Raw genomic sequence first — 15309 nt, forward strand, 5'->3', positions numbered from 1 at the left:
GAGTTTGAATTCAGCAGTAAATGAGCGACGTAATCTTGTCATTGAACACCTCAAGTCATGGTGGCGACTGTACCACCTAAAATGGTGTCCGGGATGATTAGACCACTACAGTTGAAGTTCTCGTCGAGATAAGTGGGCAAGCTGCCATTGATGAAGCGAATGGAGTCTCGCCATTCGGCATAGTCCCGTGTGCTGACCATGAGGCTTTTCTGCATGGATTCAATGTACTGCTGTGCACGATCCAGGGCTGCTTGCTGATTATGCTCGTTTAAAATCCGGGTATTGGCAGAGAGTACAGCCGTGCTGACGCCATAACTGATGGCTGCTGCGCATGAGATCAGCAGCAGAAGATAGAGAGACACTTTATTGCGCAGACTATTGAGTCTCACCGCACCACCTCGCATTGACTACGTCGTATGCCAATAGTAGTGGAAGGTGATCAATGCGGTCGCTGTCTGACTCCTATTGAGCAAAAAGCCCCCTCTTTGCAAAAAGAGGGGGCTTTGGTCACCAGAATCCTCCGGGCTGAGGGTTCTTGCGCATATTACGTCTGAGAGGACGGGAGTTACAGGAAGGGCAGGGCCAGGAACAGCTTGATCACCACGGCATTGATGATGTCGATGAAGAAGGCACCCACCATGGGCACCACCAGAAACGCCAGGTGGGAGGGGCCGAAGCGCTGGGTGATGGCCTGCATGTTGGCGATGGCGGTGGGAGTGGCCCCCAGACCGAAGCCGCAGTGGCCCGCCGCCAGCACGGCCGCGTCATAGTTGCGGCCCATGACCCTGAAGGTGACGAAGATGGCGTAGAGCGCCATCGCCACCGTCTGGGCGGCCAGCAGAATGAAGATGGGCAGGGCCAGGCTGGCGAGATCCCACAGCTTCAGGCTCATCAGCGCCATGGCGAGGAAGAGCGACAGGCTGACGTTGCCGAGCAGGGAGACTTCCCGATCACTCACCTCGTGCCAGTTCAGCAGGGTCAGCAGGTTGCGCAGCAGCACGCCGACGAACAGCACGCAGACGAAGACCGGGAGCTCCAGGGCGCTGCCCTTGAGGTAGAGAGAGAGCATCTCGCCCCCCTTCAGGCTGATGGCAATGAGGGCCAGGGTCTCGATCACGCTGAAGGTGGTCAGCGGTCGCTCCATGTCCGGCATCTCGAAGCCTTGGGGGGCGCCGTCCCGGTTGTGCTCCTCGCCGGGCACCTGCACCTTCTTCACCAGGTAGCGGGCGACAGGACCGCCGATCAGTCCCCCCAGCACCAGACCGAAGGTGGCGCAGGCGATGGCGAGCTCGGCGGCGGATTGCACACCGTACTTCTCGGTGAAGATGGAGCCCCAGGCCGCGCCGGTGCCGTGGCCGCCGGAGAGGGTGATGGAGCCGGCCAGCAGCCCCATGTGCGGGTCCAGACCCAGCAGGGTGGCCAGACCGACCCCCAGGCTGTTTTGCACCAGCAGCAGGCCGGTGACCACCAGCAGGAAGGTGATCACCGCCTTGCCGCCGCGCTTGAGGCTGCCCAGATCAGCGGAGAGGCCGATGGAGGCGAAGAAGGCCAGCATCAGCGGGGTTTGCAGTGTGGTGTCAAATTGCAGTTCAAGCTGCATGGTGGAGCGCAGCAGCAGCAGCACCAGGGCGACCACCAGGCCGCCTGCCACCGGTTTGGGGATGTTGAAGGTGCGCAGGGGGCCAATCCGGTTGACCAGCAGGCGGCCAAGCAGCAGCACCAGGGTGGCGGCGACCAGGGTGGCGTAGGAATCAAGTTGTATCATGCGGTACTCCCATGTTGATCGGCTGTGTCTTTGGCGAGAAAGACGCACAGATTCAGCCGGGATGAAACAGTGTGGCGCAGGCGCCAGTTCAAGAGGGGGCCACGGGCCCAGTCCCAGGCAAAAATGGGATCGATGCGAGCCCGATTTCATCAGGCATCCAGATGACATTTATGAAAAATTCGCCGGATAGTAGCAAAAATCACCGTTTATATCCATGTTCATCATATTAATGCTCAAAACAGTGCATCAACCTAGCATTTAACACTGTGCGCTGGGCGTGCTTCGACCCGCAACAATGACTGCTGTCATTTGCAGCGGCAGTCTCTATAATTCGCCAGTTTCCCGCCCATGAGCGGCACCGGAATAGGAAGTGAAGGAACCGGCTAAGCCTTTAAATGTCTGCCGGTTGTCAGTCCAGAGAGAGGAGAGGGTGTGAAGAAGTCTATCTATATCGCCTACACGGGCGGCACCATAGGGATGCAGCGTTCCGACCACGGTTATGTGCCGATGGCGGGTTTCATGGAAGATTGTCTGGCGCGGATGCCCGAGTTCCACCGGCCCGAGATGCCGGATTATCATATTCACGAATATGCCCCCCTCATCGACTCCTCCGACATGACCCCGGCGGACTGGCAGCGCATCGCCGAGGACATTCGTGACAACTACGAGCAGTACGACGGCTTCGTGATCCTGCACGGCACCGACACCATGTCGTTCACCGCGTCTGCGCTCTCCTTCATGCTGGAGGAGCTGCACAAGCCGGTCATCATCACCGGCTCCCAGATCCCGCTCGCCGAGCTGCGCTCCGACGGCCAGCAGAACCTGCTCAACGCCCTCTACATCGCGGCCAACTACCCGATCCACGAGGTGACGCTGTTTTTCAACAATCAGCTCTATCGCGGCAACCGCAGCAAGAAGGTGCACGCGGACGGCTTCCACGCCTTCGATTCACCGAACTACCCGCCGCTGCTCAACGCCGGTATCGCCATCTCCCTGGAAGCGGGGGAACTGGGCGTGCCGTCCGAGCGACCGCTGGTGCTACACGACATCACCCCCCAGCCCATCGGCGTGGTGACCCTCTATCCCGGCATCTCGGCGGAGGTGATCGCCAACATCCTGCAGCAACCGGTGCGGGCGCTGATCCTGCTCTCCTTCGGGGTGGGCAACGCGCCGCAGAACCCGGCCATGCTGGCGCTGCTCTCCGAGGCATCGGCCCGGGGTGTCATCATCGTCAACCTGAGCCAGTGTCTGCACGGCAAGGTCAACATGGGGGGCTATGCCACCGGCAACGCGCTGTCTCGGGCCGGGGTCATCTCGGGTTTTGACATGACCGCCGAGGCTGCGCTCACCAAGCTGCACTTCCTGTTGAGCCAGGATCTGCCGGCGCCGCGCATCCGTGAGCTGATGCAGCAGTCCCTGCGCGGCGAGCTGACGCCCTGAGAAACTGCCCATGATCTTACTGCGAAGCCGTGATCAAGGCTCATGTGCTGCTCGGAATCCTCACGTATATCTATACGCTCCGGTTCCTGCGCTGCTCTTCACCTTGCTGACGCCTTCTCGCTACAGGTCGTGAACAGCTTCTGACCTCCCCACCATGGGGGAGAGTGGAAAAAGAGGGGAGCCATAATGGCTCCCCTCTTTAGTTGTGGCGGGCGGGTCAGGCTCAGTGGCTGAGATCGATACGGACTATCTCTTCCTCATCGCGATACTGGCGTTTGAGCTCGCTCTTGCTCTTCATCACGATCTCGCCGTCGCGGCCTATGTTCATGTGCTCGGGATTCTCGAGGTGCATCGCCTGCCAGGCCATCACGGCCTGCAGCGAGGTGGCCTTCTGCTCGTCGGTGAGGGGCTGGCCATCCGGCCATTTGCCGAGCTCGACCGCGGTCTTGAGCCGCTCGTACACTTCCTTGGGCATCTGCCCTATCACCTGTTGAAACGACATTCGGCCTCTCCTTGAAAATTGAGCCATGAAGGGATCAGGCGGGCAGATCCTGACGGACTACGCCGGCCATCTGCTCCATTACCCGTACTACCTGACAACTGTACCCGAACTCGTTGTCATACCACACGTACAGCACGCAGTGATCCCCCTCGGCGATGGTGGCCTGGGAGTCCACTATGCCCGCGAAGCGGGAACCCACCATGTCGGAGGAGACCAGCTCGGTGCTGGCACTGAAATCGATCTGGCGATGCAGGGCCGAGCTCAGGGCCATCTGCTGCAGATAGGCGTTGAGGCTCTCTCTGTCGGTGGCTTGTTCCAGGCTCAGGTTGATGATGGCCAGGGACACGTTGGGGGTCGGCACCCGGATGGCGTTGCCGGTCAGCTTGCCCTTGAGCTCCGGCAGCGCCTTGGCCACCGCCTTGGCGGCGCCGGTGCTGGTCATCACCATGTTGAGGGCCGCGCTGCGACCGCGGCGCTCGCCCTTGTGATAGTTGTCGATGAGGTTCTGGTCGTTGGTGTAGGAGTGCACCGTCTCCACGTGGCCGTGGCGGATGCCGAACTTGTCCTGCATCACCTTGAGCACAGGGGTGATGGCGTTGGTGGTGCAGGAGGCGGCGGAGACTATCTTGTCATCCGGGCCTATCACCTCGTGGTTGACCCCGAACACCACGTTCTTCATCTCCCCCTTGCCGGGAGCGGTCAACAGCACCCGGGCGGCGCCGCGTGCCTTGAGGTGCTCGGACAGGCCTGCCTCGTCGCGCCAGACCCCGGTGTTGTCGACGATCAGCGCATTGTCGATGCCGTAGGCGGTGTAGTCGATGTCGGCCGGGCTGTTGGCGTAGATCACCTGGATGAAGGTGCCGTTGGCGATGATGGCGCTGCGCTCACTATCCACCTCGATGGAGCCGTTGAAGGGGCCGTGCACCGAGTCGCGGCGCAGCAGGCTGGCCCGCTTCTCCAGATCCCCCTCGCGGCCGCCGCGCACGACGATGGCGCGCAGCCGCAGGGAGTTGGCGCCGCCGGTACGCTCGATCAGCAGCCGGGCCAGCAGGCGGCCGATGCGGCCAAAGCCGTAGAGCACTACGTCGGTCGGTGCCGGCACGCTGGCCCGGTTCAGGGCCGGGGCCAGCTTGGCGCGCAGGTAGTCGTCTATGCCGGCTTCATCCTGGTGATCCTGCCAGTAACCCACCGCCAGCTTGCCGAGGTCCACTTCGGCGGCGGTCGGGTTCAGGGCGACCATGGCCTGGAGCAGGGGGAAGCTTTGCTGGATGGGGAGGGGGGCGCCCTGGTGGCGGCGAACGACCCGGTGGGCCTTGAGGATGTCGATGGTGGAGGCGTTCTGCAGCGGGCGCCCGTAGAGGGTGATCTCTATCCCTTGCTGGCGGTAGAGGCGACCAATCAAGGGCTGCATGGCTTCGGCGAGCTCCTGGCTCTCCTGCCACGCCTGCAAGTAGTGCTCGTGGGTCATTAACCAGATCCTTTATTTCACGTTGTTGAAGCAAGTTGCCTGGGCAAATTGACATTCGTCGAATGCAGATCAGTGTAGGGCTGACGGTTTCGTTATATTATTCTGCAGTCGCGGCCTTATACGGCGCGCGCATTGTAATGGATATGTAGCCTGTTTGCTAGTTGGCGGTGGCCAGTGCGGGTTGCGATTGTTACCAACCAGATGTGAACCATGACCCTATTCTCACAGCGTCCGTTACTGCTCCCCCTCGCCTGTTGTCTGACGCTGATGGCCTGCGACGACGACAGGATCCACAACATCTGCTCCCAATCCCCGACTCTGTGTGAGGATCTGGTGGACGACGGCTGGTGTCGCCATGAGCGCAGCGATGTCATCCGTGCCCGCTACTACCTCCAGGAGGAGGGCACGGACAGACGCCAGTACGAGTTGATGCGTGGCCTGGAGCGTTATCTGCAGTGTGCCGAGCACTCCACCAACATCGAATACAAGCGGGCCCGCGAGCAGAAGAGCCCCAGGGTGGAGGGCATGCTGGCCGCCGGCGCTCAGCTGGCGCAGCTGGATGCGCAGACCCGTGGTTCCCAGGATCCCTATCTGCTGCTCTGGCATTGGACCAACAACACCAATCCAGCGGCCCGTGCCAGCTTCCTTGCGCTGGAAGGTACCCCCGCCCTCGAGGAGCCGGAGCTGCAGCTGGCCCTGGGGGGTATCTATGCCAAGAGCGAGCCCCAGAAGGCCATCGCCTTGATGCACCATGCACTCTCCCTCTACGGGGAAGGGGACAAGGTCAACAGCCGGATCCTCACCGCCCTCAGCACCCTCTACATGGGGCAGAAAGCATTTGATCTGGCCTATCAGTGGGGCAAGGTGAGCGAGTCGTTTCAGGAGACCCCCGAGGTGTCGTCCACCCGCCTCGGGATCTACCACGCCATCGGCAAGGAGCAGCAGGAGAGGCTGGATCAGGCGGCCGCCACCATAGTCGACGCCCTCAGGGAAGGGAGCTACCAGGCCCCATGATCCCGCTACCACCCAGTGCCCGTGAATGGGCCCATGCGTTCGACATCCGCCTCGTCCATGGTCAGGTTCCCTGCGAGGGGCGGGTGCTCGAGCGGACCACGGTCAGGGCCGTGGTGATGCGCGGGGATGAACTGCTGTTGGTGCACTCTCGCGTCAACGGGGATCTGATGTTCCCCGGGGGCGGCATAGAGGCGGGGGAGTGCCACAGTACCGCCCTGGCCCGGGAGCTGCGGGAAGAGTGCGGCGCCGAGCTGGTGGCCGTGGGTCTGCTGCTCGGGCAGACCCGGGAGTTTCGCGCCGCCCGCGAGGCCGACTACGACGCCTACTGCATCCGCTCCTTCTATTACCTCTGCCAGGTGGGGGAGGCGTGGAGCGAGCCGCGCCCCCAACCCTACGAGATACGCCTTGGTTTCACCCCGGGCTGGTTCGCACTGGAAGAGGCTCTGCAGACCAACAAGACCCAGCTGGCTGGCCCCTGCCCCCAGTGGACGGTGCGCGAGACGAGGGTGTTGGCCGAGTTGCAGCACTGGGTGGATGCGGGTCTGCTGAGCTGACCGCCATGGGGTTCTGAGGATAAAAAAACCGCCATTCGGCGGTTTTTTTATTGTCGCTGCCGGATCAGGGCACGCAGACCGGGCAGAAGGCGTAGGTGCCTTGCGGGTCATTGAAGCGGGTCAGCGGGTCCAGGCTGCGGTTCATCTCCACCAGCGCCTTGCCCAACCCGGCGGGCAGCCAGCTTTGCAGGTGCGGGGCCAGCGCCTGGGCGCTGCTGTCGAACAGCTCGCGCAGGAACTTGTCCCTTGCCGACTCTTCCGGCGCTATGGGGGTGACCTGCCAGCTCTTGAGGTTGGCGAGCTCGGCGGCGGCCTTGAGGGCGTCGTCCAGGTTGCCGAACTCGTCCACCAGCCCCAGCGCCTTGGCATCCAGGCCGGTCCAGACCCGGCCTTCGGCGGCTTTCTCCGCCTCTTCCGGGCTCAGACCCCGGCCCTTGCCGACCAGACCGACGAAGCGCTGGTAGGTGTCTTCCACGCTCAGCTGGATGGCCTGACCGACGTGCTCCGGCAGGGCCCGGGTCAGCCCGATCCCCACGAAGTCCGTGGTGCCGATGCCGTCGGTGTGCACCCCGTACTGGGAGAGCGCCTTGTCGATGGTGGCGAACATGCCGAACACCCCGATGGAGCCGGTGAGGGTGGTGGGGGAGGCGAAGATCTTGTCCGCATCGGCGGAGATCCAGTAGCCACCGGAGGCGGCGTAGCTGCCCATGGAGATGACCACCGGCTTGCCAGCCTGCTTCAGGGCCAGCAGCTCGGCGCGGATCTGCTCGGCGGCGAAGGCGCTGCCACCCGGGCTGTCGACCCGCAGCACCACGGCCTTCACCTGGTCATCGCGGCGGGCCTCGGCCAGCAGATCGGCCAGGCTGTCGCCGCCTATGGTACCGGCGGGTTGCACCCCGTCCATGATGGCGCCGCTGGCGGTGATGAGACCCACCTCATCCTTGCCGCTCTGGGGATATTGCTCGGGGATGGCGGCCAGATACTCTTTCAGGCCGACCCCTTTCCAGCCGTGATCCTCGCTCTCGCCCACCTCCTTGATCACCGCCTGGGTCATCTCGTCACGGGTGGCGAGCTGATCCACCAGGCCGTTGTCGAGGGCGTAGCTGGCGGCATTGCCACCGGCCTTGCGCAGCAGCTCGAGGAAGTGATCCTTGTCTGGTGCGACAGCATCCGGCTCTATCTCCCGCTGCTCGGCCACGTCGGTGACATAGGATTGCCACAGCTGATCCAGCCAGCGCTGGTTCGCCTCCTTGCTCTCGGGGGACATCTCATCCCGGGTATAGGGCTCGACGAAGGATTTGTAGGTGCCGACCTTGAACACATGGGGGGTGACGTTGAGCTTCTCCAGCGCCGACTTGAAGTAGGTCTGGTAGACGCCAAAGCCTTCGATCAGCACGGCGCCGCTCTGGTTGAGCAGCACGTGGTCTGCGTGGGCGGCGAGCAGGTAGGCGCCCTGGCTGTAGTAGTCGGCCATGGCGATGACCGGTTTGCCGCTCTCCTTGAATGCGTCGATGGCGCTTGCCACTTCCTGCAGCTTGGAGAGGCTGGCTCCCTGCAGCCCCTGGGGCTTGAGCACCAGTGCCTTGATGCGATCGTCATCCCCGGCGCTCTTGATGGCCCACAACAGGTCGGAGAGCACGATTTCGCTCGGCTGATCGTCGCTTTTCTCCACCTGTCTCAGCAGTTGCACCGTCGGATCGGTTTGGGTGCGTTGTTCCACCAGTACGCCGGCGAGATTGAGGGTGAGGGCGCCCTCTATGGGGGTGCTGGGGGTCTCGCTCTGGTTGAGGCTGAAGGCGATGACCAGCACGACGATGAGAAACAGCAGATTGACCAGCATCAAGCGGGTAAAGTTGAGCAGACGCCAGAGGCTGCGAAACAGCCACCCCAGACCTTTGAAAATAGACATAGCCGTGCTAACGCCCTGTTAATGGGTAGAGAAGGGCATTATTAACCAGTTGACCCGCCAATTGCCATTTTCGCTTGGCTGGGATCGCCCCCCCTGGCTTCGGGATACGGCTGTTCGCCGAAAAAATGTCCAAACATTTGTTTGAAAAAGGATTTTCGATTCTTTACTCTAGCCTCAGTTTGATAACAAAAAATTAACTGGAGGCCCTGTGAGCCGCTACCCGACGTTGCTGACCCCCCGCAGTCCCCTTCTTCGTCACCATGTGCTGGCGGCATCTTGTGCGTCTGCCTCTAAAAGGAGTGCGTCATGAGCCTGTATCCAACGCTGCTGACACCCCTGGATCTCGGCTTTACCCAGCTCAAGAACCGGGTATTGATGGGTTCCATGCACACCGGCCTCGAGGAGGAGAAGGGGGGCTTTGACAAGCTGGCCGCCTTCTATGCCGAGCGCGCCCGCGGCGGTGTCGCCCTCATCGTCACCGGTGGCATCGCCCCCAACCTGCGGGGGCGCCTGGTGCCCCATGGCTCGCAGCTCAGCTTCCCCTGGCAGGTCGCCAAGCACAAGAAGGTGACCGGCGCCGTGCATCAGGAGGGGGGCAAGATAGCCCTGCAGATCCTCCATGCCGGTCGCTATGCCTATCATCCGTTCAGCCTGGCGCCGAGCGCCATCCGGGCTCCCATCTCTCCATTCAAGCCGCGCGCCATGAGTGAGCGGCAGATCCGTGGCACCATACGGGACTTCGCCTCGACCGCGGCACTGGCCAAGGCGGCGGGCTATGACGGTGTCGAGGTGATGGGGTCGGAAGGCTATCTCATCAACCAGTTCATCTGCGAGCGCACCAACCAGCGCAGCGACGGCTGGGGTGGCAGCAGCGAAAACCGCATGCGTTTTCCGCTGGAAATCGTGCGGGCCATTCGCGAGCGGGTCGGCAGCGACTTCATCATCATCTTCCGCCTCTCCATGCTGGATCTGGTGGAGAAGGGCTCCTCCCTAGAGGAGGTGATAGCGCTCGGGAAGGCGCTGGAGCAGGCCGGGGTGAGCCTCATCAACACCGGCATCGGCTGGCACGAGGCGCGCATCCCCACCATAGCCACCAGCGTGCCGCGCGGCGCCTTCAGCTGGGTGACCGCCGAGCTGAAAAAGCACCTCACAGTGCCGCTTATCACCACCAACCGCATCAATACCCCCGAGGTGGCCGAGCGCATCCTGGCGCAGGGGGAGGCGGACATGGTCTCCATGGCGCGCCCCTTCCTGGCGGATCCCGAGTTTGTCATCAAGGCCGCCGAGAACCGGGCGGACGAGATCAACACCTGCATCGCCTGCAACCAGGCCTGCCTGGATCACGTATTCAAGCAAAAACGCGCCTCCTGCCTGGTCAATCCCCGCGCCTGCTTCGAGACCGAGCTCAATTTCGGCCGGGTGCCCCAGCCCAAGAGGCTGGCGGTGGTGGGGGCCGGGCCGGCCGGGCTGGCGTTCGCCTGCTACGCCGCCGAGCGCGGCCATCAGGTGAGCCTGTTCGATCAGGCGCCGACCATAGGCGGCCAGTTCAACTTCGCCAAGCAGATCCCGGGCAAGGAGGAGTTTCACGAGACCCTGCGCTATTTCGCCAGACGGTTGGAGAAGTGCGGCGTCGAACTCTATCTGGGCCAGCGCCAGAGCGCCGAGAGCCTGCTTGGCGGTGGTTTTGACGAGGTGATCCTCGCCACCGGCATACGACCGCGCACCCCCAACATTCCCGGCATCGATCACCCCAAGGTGTTGAGTTACCTCGACGTGCTGCGCGATGGCAAGCCGGTGGGCGACAAGGTGGCGGTGATCGGGGCCGGCGGCATCGGCTTCGACGTGGCCGAGTTCCTGGTGGAGAAGAAGGCGGAGGGGAGCGCGGATCATCATCGCGATCACTGGCTCAGGGAGTGGGGCATCGACAAGAGCCTCGGCGAGCGCGGCGGTCTGATGACGCCGGTGATCGACGCTCCCGAGCGCCAGATCTGGCTGCTCCAGCGCAAGGAGAGCAAGGTGGGGGATGGCCTCGGCAAGACCACAGGCTGGATCCACCGCACCGTATTGAAGAACCGCAAGGTGCAGATGCTCTCCGGCGTGCAGTACCTGCGCATCGACGATGAAGGGCTGCACATCCAGGTGGGGGAAGCCAGACAGTGCCTGCCGGTGGATCAGGTGATCATCTGCGCCGGACAGGAGCCCCTGCGGGAGCTGCAGGCCGGCCTGCAGGCGGCGGGCAAGCCGGTGCATATCATAGGCGGTGCCGACGTGGCGGCGGAGCTGGACGCCAAGCGCGCCATCCGCCAGGGAGCCGAGCTGGCGTCCGTCATCTAGCGCCTTGGCCTGAGCCGACAGCATGATGATAACCCCCTGACTATCAGGGGGTTATCATTGGTGGTGCCGACCGGCCCTGGCTGTGCTCCCCTTCGGGCTGTGCTAAGGTAGCGCCATCATTGCCTCCTGATAAGGAACTGACCATGGATGCCCTCTCCCTGTTACTCAACCGCCACTCCTGTGGCCGTCTGACCACCCCGGCCCCGAGTGGCGAGGTGCTCGACAATATTTTGAAGGCCGGCCTGCGAGCGCCGGATCACGGCACCCTGACTCCCTGGCAGTTCATCCTGTTTGAAGGGGAGGGGCGTGAGCGTCTGGGGACCCTGCTGGCGGACGCCGCTCGCACCCGCGGCGAGGATGAAGATAGCATCAAGAAATGCAGTGAGGCGCCCCTGCGAGCGCCCCTGGTGGTGGCCGTCGCGACCCGCTATCAGGCGCACCCCAAGGTACCTAAACTGGAGCAGGAGCTCTCCGCTGGCTGCGCCCTGATGGCGATGCAGATGGCGGCCCAGGCACAGGGGTTCAACGGCATCTGGCGCTCCGGCTGGTTCATCTTCGACGAGGGGATCAATCAGGGGCTGGGGCTGGCACCGGACGATCAACTGGTGGGCTTCCTCTACCTGGGCACCCCCATGCTGGAGGCGCGCAAGTTGCGGGAGTTGCCGATCGCCGACTTCGTACGTCGCTTCTGAGTCAAAGATAATGCACAAGAGCCCTGAATATTCAGGGCTTTTTTATTTCCCCCGGAACGACATCGGGCTGTACTCAAAATTGGAGGCTTGCCAAGAGGGGGGTAGGGGGTTGGCCGGACATTTTTTGAATAGTGAGAGGCTGTTCTCAATCCTGGTTGATTACCCTATGTAAAACGTTTGCGCCCCGTTATTATCCCACTGCCAGTTTAGAAGGTGACCCCTTCTAATTTTCTGCGATGAGAGTCGCAATTCCGTAGCACCTTTTTACAGCCCAGCGTCGTTATGACATTGGGCTTTATTTTTATGGGCGGTTTTCTGCATCAGCACCACGGCGTCTGTGGGCCCCTAGCTGCCGGTCACTGGCATCTAGGCCCTGGCGGGCAGGATGCGGGCCGGGTTGCCCACCACCCGCGCTCCGGCAGGGACGTCTCTGGTCACCACTGCGCCCGCACCGACGATGGCCTCCCGTCCTATGGTGACCCCCGGCAGCAGGATGGCGCCACCACCGATCCAGACCCTGTCCTCTATGGTCACCGGCAGCGCTGTTTCTACCCCCTGGATGCGCTCATCGGCGTCCAGCGCGTGGGCGGCGGTATAGATCTGTACGTTCGGCCCTATCATGACATCGGCGCCGATGCGGATAGGCGCGTTGTCCAGCAGGGTGGCCCCCATATTGATGTAGCTGCGCTCGCCAAGGTGGATGTGGCGGCCATAGGTGCAGTAGAGGGGCGGGCAGATAAAGGCGCCCTCCGCCAGCTCGCCGACGATCTCTTTGAGCAGCGCCAACTGCTGCTGCTCCTCTTCCGCGCGATTGAAGCGGCGATAGGCGGAACGCCGTCTCCCGGCGTATCGCATCCAGCTCCTGGGCCATGCAGTTGTAAGGCTGGCTGGCGATCATCTTTTCGTATTCGGTCATGGCTAGGCCTCAATGGGGTGAAGGAGGAGAGGATAAGCCATCAAGGGCAATAGAAGCGTGAGGCTCTCCCCAGAGTGGGCAGAAGGGCGCGCAGCTGGCGCCGGGAAACGACAAGGGCACCCTGGGGTGCCCTTGTTGGGTATAGAGGATACCTGTTGCTATCAGCCGTGCTTGCGACCGCAGTGTTGCCGCCGCAATAGCTGCTTTCTATCAGCCGTCTTTGTGACCGCAGGCATCAAGATGACGGTCTCTATCAGCCGTGCTTGCGGCCTGAGAGGCGACACCACTCTTCCTTCACCGCGGTCGGGTCCATGTCGAACCACTGGCTGTAGATGGTCTCCAGCTCCGGGGCCTGGCTCTCCAGCACGCCGGAGAGCGCCATCAGGCTGCCGGGCTTGCCGTGGCCGGCGATGAGCGGCGCCAGCTCGCGCAGCGGGCCGGCCAGTATGTTGGCCACCACCACGTCAGCTTCGACGTCTTGCGGTTGGTCGGCAGGCAGGTAGAGTTCGATCTGGCCGGCGACGCCGTTACGTTCGGCGTTGTCATGGCTGGCCTGGATGGCCTGCGGGTCGATGTCGATGCCGATGACCCGGGCGGCGCCGAGTTTCAGGGCGGCGATGCCGAGGATGCCGGAGCCACAACCGAAGTCGACCACCGTCTTGCCGGCCAGATCCAGCCCATCCAGCCACTGCAGGCAGAGCGCTGTGGTGGGGTGGGTGCCGGTACCGAAGGCCAGGCCCGGATCCAGCATGACGTTGACCGCATCGGGATTCGGCACGTCGCGCCAGCTCGGGCAGATCCAGAGCCGCTTGCCGAACTGCATCGGGTGGAAGTGATCCATCCATTCCCGCACCCAGTCCTTGTCCTCCAGCTGCTCAACCTTGTAGCCGACGTCTTCCCCGAAGATCTGCTGGAAGAAGGCGATGGTGGGGGCCGGGTCGGTTTCGGCATCGAACAGCCCCATCACCTCGGTCTCGCCCCAGAGCGGCGTTTCACCAGGCAGTGGCTCGTAGACGGGCACATCCTGGGCATCCATAAAGGTCACCGCCTGGGCTCCACGCCCCAGCAGCATGTTGCTCACCTTGTCCGCAGTCTTGGCGGTGGCGTTGATTCGAATTTGTATCCAGGGCATGGGGTCGACTCTTCATAAATGTGAAACCGCGGGATTCTATCATCATGGGCCTGTGCTGTCGTGGTTTGCCCATGATGGGATGGGGAAGGAAGGCAACTCTGCCAAGTTGGCACGGTTAATGTATTCCTTACTGGGTGACGGGAAGCAACTTGTTCCCGCTGTATGCTTTGCTCTATGAAGTTCCGTCATCTTTTTCAGCCACCTTCGGGTGGCTTTTTTTATGCCGGTGCGCTGAAAAACGGTCATTTTGCGTATAAAAGCAGACATTGGCACGCAATCTGCAAAGTTCCACATGTCCTGCATAAGGATATGTGTGTGATTGTTACCCCAACGTTCAGGTTTTAAGGGCCATCCCGGCGGGATGGCCTCTTTTTATGGTTTTTTCGGGGGAAGGGCCCGTCAGGGGCACAGATCGGCCGTGGGGCTGTGCACTCTTGGGGCTTGTCACTGGTGATTTCACCCCATGATGGTGCATTTTTTACCTATAAGGGAATAGGTCGCATGGCTGTGGGGATCCCTGGCTGCATGGACCTCAGTTGGCAAAGCCGCTCATGTCGATCACCAGCTTGCCCACCATGCGGCCCGCCTCCAGCTCGCTATGGGCCTGTGCCAGGCTGGTCGGAGTCAGTTCGGGCAGTGTGCGAGTGAGCGTGCTCTTGAGCACCCCTTGGTCCAGCAGGGCGGCGACCCGGCCGAGCAGCTTGTGCTGCTCGATCATGTCCGGGGTCTGGAACAGGGAGCGGGTAAACATGAACTCCTGGCTGAAGGTTACGCTCTTGGCCTTGAGCAGGCCCAGATCCCAGGGCTCGCTGGATTCGGCAATGGTGCAGATGTGACCGAAGGGGCGAATGAGGCTCGCCATGGCGGCCCAGTGCTGCTCGGTGGCATTGGTGCAGAAGATGGCATCGAGCTGGCTGATGCCAAGGCCGGCCAGCTCTTCCTGCAGGTTGTGATGACTCACTACCTGGTGGGCGCCCATGGCCAGGCACCAGTCACGGGTTTCAGGTCGGGAGGCGGTGGCGATCACCTCCATCCCGGTGAGCTGGCGTGCCAGCTGGATGGCGATGGAGCCGACGCCGCCGGCGCCACCTATGACAAGCAGTCGCCCGGTACTTTCGCGGTTGAGGCCGATGCGCTCGAACAGGGTTTCCCAGGCGGTGATGGCGGTCAGGGGCAGGGCGGCGGCTTCCAGGTCGCTCAGGGTCTTGGGGGCGAGGGCGGCGATGCGCTCATCCACCAATTGCAGGGCGCTGTTGCTGCCGGGGCGGCTGATGTCGCCGGCATACCAGACCCTGTCCCCCGTCTTGAACAGGGTCACCTCGTGGCCCACGGCCACCACTTCCCCCACGGCATCCCAGCCCAGCACCCGAGGATTGCTCTCTACCTTGGCCTTGGGGGCGCGTACCTTGGTGTCCACCGGGTTGACCGAGGTTGCCGTTACTTTCACCAGCAGATCCCGTGGGCCCGGGGTCGGATCCGGTAGTTCAGTCTCGATGAAGCAGTAGGGGTGATCGCTTGGCAGATAATGGGTGAGGGCGATGGCTTTCATGGCAGTTCCTTTCAAATCGCTATGAGTGGGATTG

12 protein-coding genes and 1 pseudogene are annotated in these 15309 nt (G+C 62.4%); 5 read left to right on the top strand and 8 right to left on the bottom strand.

Features of this window, described 5'->3' with window-relative positions; translation table 11 throughout:
* Nucleotides 1-50: 50 nt before the first annotated feature.
* Nucleotides 51-389, bottom strand: coding sequence for a hypothetical protein (locus tag ACB039_RS05670; RefSeq protein ID WP_371165279.1), 339 nt, complete (start codon nucleotides 387-389; stop codon nucleotides 51-53).
* A gap of 176 nt (nucleotides 390-565) precedes the next feature.
* Nucleotides 566-1765 carry a sodium/glutamate symporter gene (gene gltS / locus ACB039_RS05675; RefSeq protein WP_005326527.1) on the bottom strand — a complete coding sequence of 400 codons (1200 nt, stop codon included), beginning with the start codon at nucleotides 1763-1765 and terminating at the stop codon, nucleotides 566-568.
* A gap of 432 nt (nucleotides 1766-2197) precedes the next feature.
* Here gltS and ansA point away from each other — a divergent pair, with 432 nt between their 5' ends.
* Nucleotides 2198-3205 carry an asparaginase gene (gene ansA / locus ACB039_RS05680; protein ID WP_005326528.1) on the top strand — a complete coding sequence of 336 codons (1008 nt, stop codon included), beginning with the start codon at nucleotides 2198-2200 and terminating at the stop codon, nucleotides 3203-3205.
* A 223-nt stretch (nucleotides 3206-3428) separates the two neighbouring features.
* Here ansA and ACB039_RS05685 read toward each other — a convergent pair whose 3' ends face one another.
* Both ACB039_RS05685 and ACB039_RS05690 read right to left on the bottom strand, forming a co-directional pair.
* Nucleotides 3429-3707 (bottom strand): YeaC family protein, encoded by a 279-nt coding sequence (locus ACB039_RS05685; RefSeq protein ID WP_041205171.1) that lies wholly within the window; start codon nucleotides 3705-3707, stop codon nucleotides 3429-3431.
* Between the two features lie 34 nt (nucleotides 3708-3741).
* Nucleotides 3742-5175 (bottom strand): glyceraldehyde-3-phosphate dehydrogenase, encoded by a 1434-nt coding sequence (locus tag ACB039_RS05690; RefSeq protein WP_005326532.1) that lies wholly within the window; start codon nucleotides 5173-5175, stop codon nucleotides 3742-3744.
* A gap of 210 nt (nucleotides 5176-5385) precedes the next feature.
* Between ACB039_RS05690 and ACB039_RS05695 the strand changes: the two genes are divergently transcribed.
* Nucleotides 5386-6189 carry a DUF2989 domain-containing protein gene (locus ACB039_RS05695; protein WP_041205173.1) on the top strand — a complete coding sequence of 268 codons (804 nt, stop codon included), beginning with the start codon at nucleotides 5386-5388 and terminating at the stop codon, nucleotides 6187-6189.
* Nucleotides 6186-6743 (top strand): NUDIX domain-containing protein, encoded by a 558-nt coding sequence (locus ACB039_RS05700; RefSeq protein ID WP_005326535.1) that lies wholly within the window; start codon nucleotides 6186-6188, stop codon nucleotides 6741-6743. Before ACB039_RS05695 ends, ACB039_RS05700 begins: the two co-directional genes overlap by 4 nt.
* A 64-nt stretch (nucleotides 6744-6807) precedes the next feature.
* On the opposite strand, the gene sppA is transcribed toward ACB039_RS05700, so the two are convergent.
* Entirely contained in the window at nucleotides 6808-8652 is a 1845-nt protein-coding gene (sppA, locus tag ACB039_RS05705) for a signal peptide peptidase SppA (RefSeq protein ID WP_005326536.1), read from the bottom strand.
* Between the two features lie 306 nt (nucleotides 8653-8958).
* Here sppA and ACB039_RS05710 point away from each other — a divergent pair, with 306 nt between their 5' ends.
* Together ACB039_RS05710 and ACB039_RS05715 are read left to right on the top strand one after the other, a co-directional pair.
* Complete coding sequence (locus tag ACB039_RS05710; protein WP_005326538.1) at nucleotides 8959-10986, top strand: NADPH-dependent 2,4-dienoyl-CoA reductase; 2028 nt, start codon at nucleotides 8959-8961, stop codon at nucleotides 10984-10986.
* A 143-nt stretch (nucleotides 10987-11129) separates the two neighbouring features.
* On the top strand, nucleotides 11130-11678 hold the full coding sequence (locus ACB039_RS05715) for an NAD(P)H nitroreductase (RefSeq protein WP_005326541.1): 549 nt from the start codon (nucleotides 11130-11132) through the stop codon (nucleotides 11676-11678).
* 366 nt (nucleotides 11679-12044) lie between these two features.
* On the opposite strand, the pseudogene ACB039_RS05720 reads toward ACB039_RS05715, so the two are convergent.
* The 3 genes and pseudogenes from ACB039_RS05720 to ACB039_RS05730 all read right to left on the bottom strand — a co-directional run bounded on the left by ACB039_RS05720 (nucleotide 12045) and on the right by ACB039_RS05730 (nucleotide 15275).
* A pseudogene (locus tag ACB039_RS05720) lies at nucleotides 12045-12594 on the bottom strand (sugar O-acetyltransferase).
* Between the two features lie 253 nt (nucleotides 12595-12847).
* Nucleotides 12848-13726 carry a 50S ribosomal protein L11 methyltransferase gene (prmA, locus tag ACB039_RS05725; RefSeq protein ID WP_268434843.1) on the bottom strand — a complete coding sequence of 293 codons (879 nt, stop codon included), beginning with the start codon at nucleotides 13724-13726 and terminating at the stop codon, nucleotides 12848-12850.
* 532 nt (nucleotides 13727-14258) lie between these two features.
* A complete protein-coding gene (locus tag ACB039_RS05730) occupies nucleotides 14259-15275 on the bottom strand; it encodes a zinc-binding alcohol dehydrogenase family protein (protein ID WP_270824274.1) in 1017 nt (338 codons plus the stop codon).
* Nucleotides 15276-15309: the final 34 nt, after the last annotated feature.

The organism is Aeromonas sp. S2(2024) (assembly GCF_041402505.1).
Lineage (GTDB): Bacteria > Pseudomonadota > Gammaproteobacteria > Enterobacterales > Aeromonadaceae > Aeromonas > Aeromonas media.

Coding starts and splice junctions, on each gene's coding strand:
- sppA (WP_005326536.1), bottom strand. CDS start 8,652: ATGTCTATTTTCAAAGGTCTGGGGTGGCTGTTTCGCAGCCTCTGGCGT.
- ACB039_RS05685 (WP_041205171.1), bottom strand. CDS start 3,707: ATGTCGTTTCAACAGGTGATAGGGCAGATGCCCAAGGAAGTGTACGAG.
- ACB039_RS05695 (WP_041205173.1), top strand. CDS start 5,386: ATGACCCTATTCTCACAGCGTCCGTTACTGCTCCCCCTCGCCTGTTGT.
- ACB039_RS05710 (WP_005326538.1), top strand. CDS start 8,959: ATGAGCCTGTATCCAACGCTGCTGACACCCCTGGATCTCGGCTTTACC.
- ACB039_RS05700 (WP_005326535.1), top strand. CDS start 6,186: ATGATCCCGCTACCACCCAGTGCCCGTGAATGGGCCCATGCGTTCGAC.
- gltS (WP_005326527.1), bottom strand. CDS start 1,765: ATGATACAACTTGATTCCTACGCCACCCTGGTCGCCGCCACCCTGGTG.
- ACB039_RS05730 (WP_270824274.1), bottom strand. CDS start 15,275: ATGAAAGCCATCGCCCTCACCCATTATCTGCCAAGCGATCACCCCTAC.
- prmA (WP_268434843.1), bottom strand. CDS start 13,726: ATGCCCTGGATACAAATTCGAATCAACGCCACCGCCAAGACTGCGGAC.
- ACB039_RS05715 (WP_005326541.1), top strand. CDS start 11,130: ATGGATGCCCTCTCCCTGTTACTCAACCGCCACTCCTGTGGCCGTCTG.
- ACB039_RS05690 (WP_005326532.1), bottom strand. CDS start 5,175: ATGACCCACGAGCACTACTTGCAGGCGTGGCAGGAGAGCCAGGAGCTC.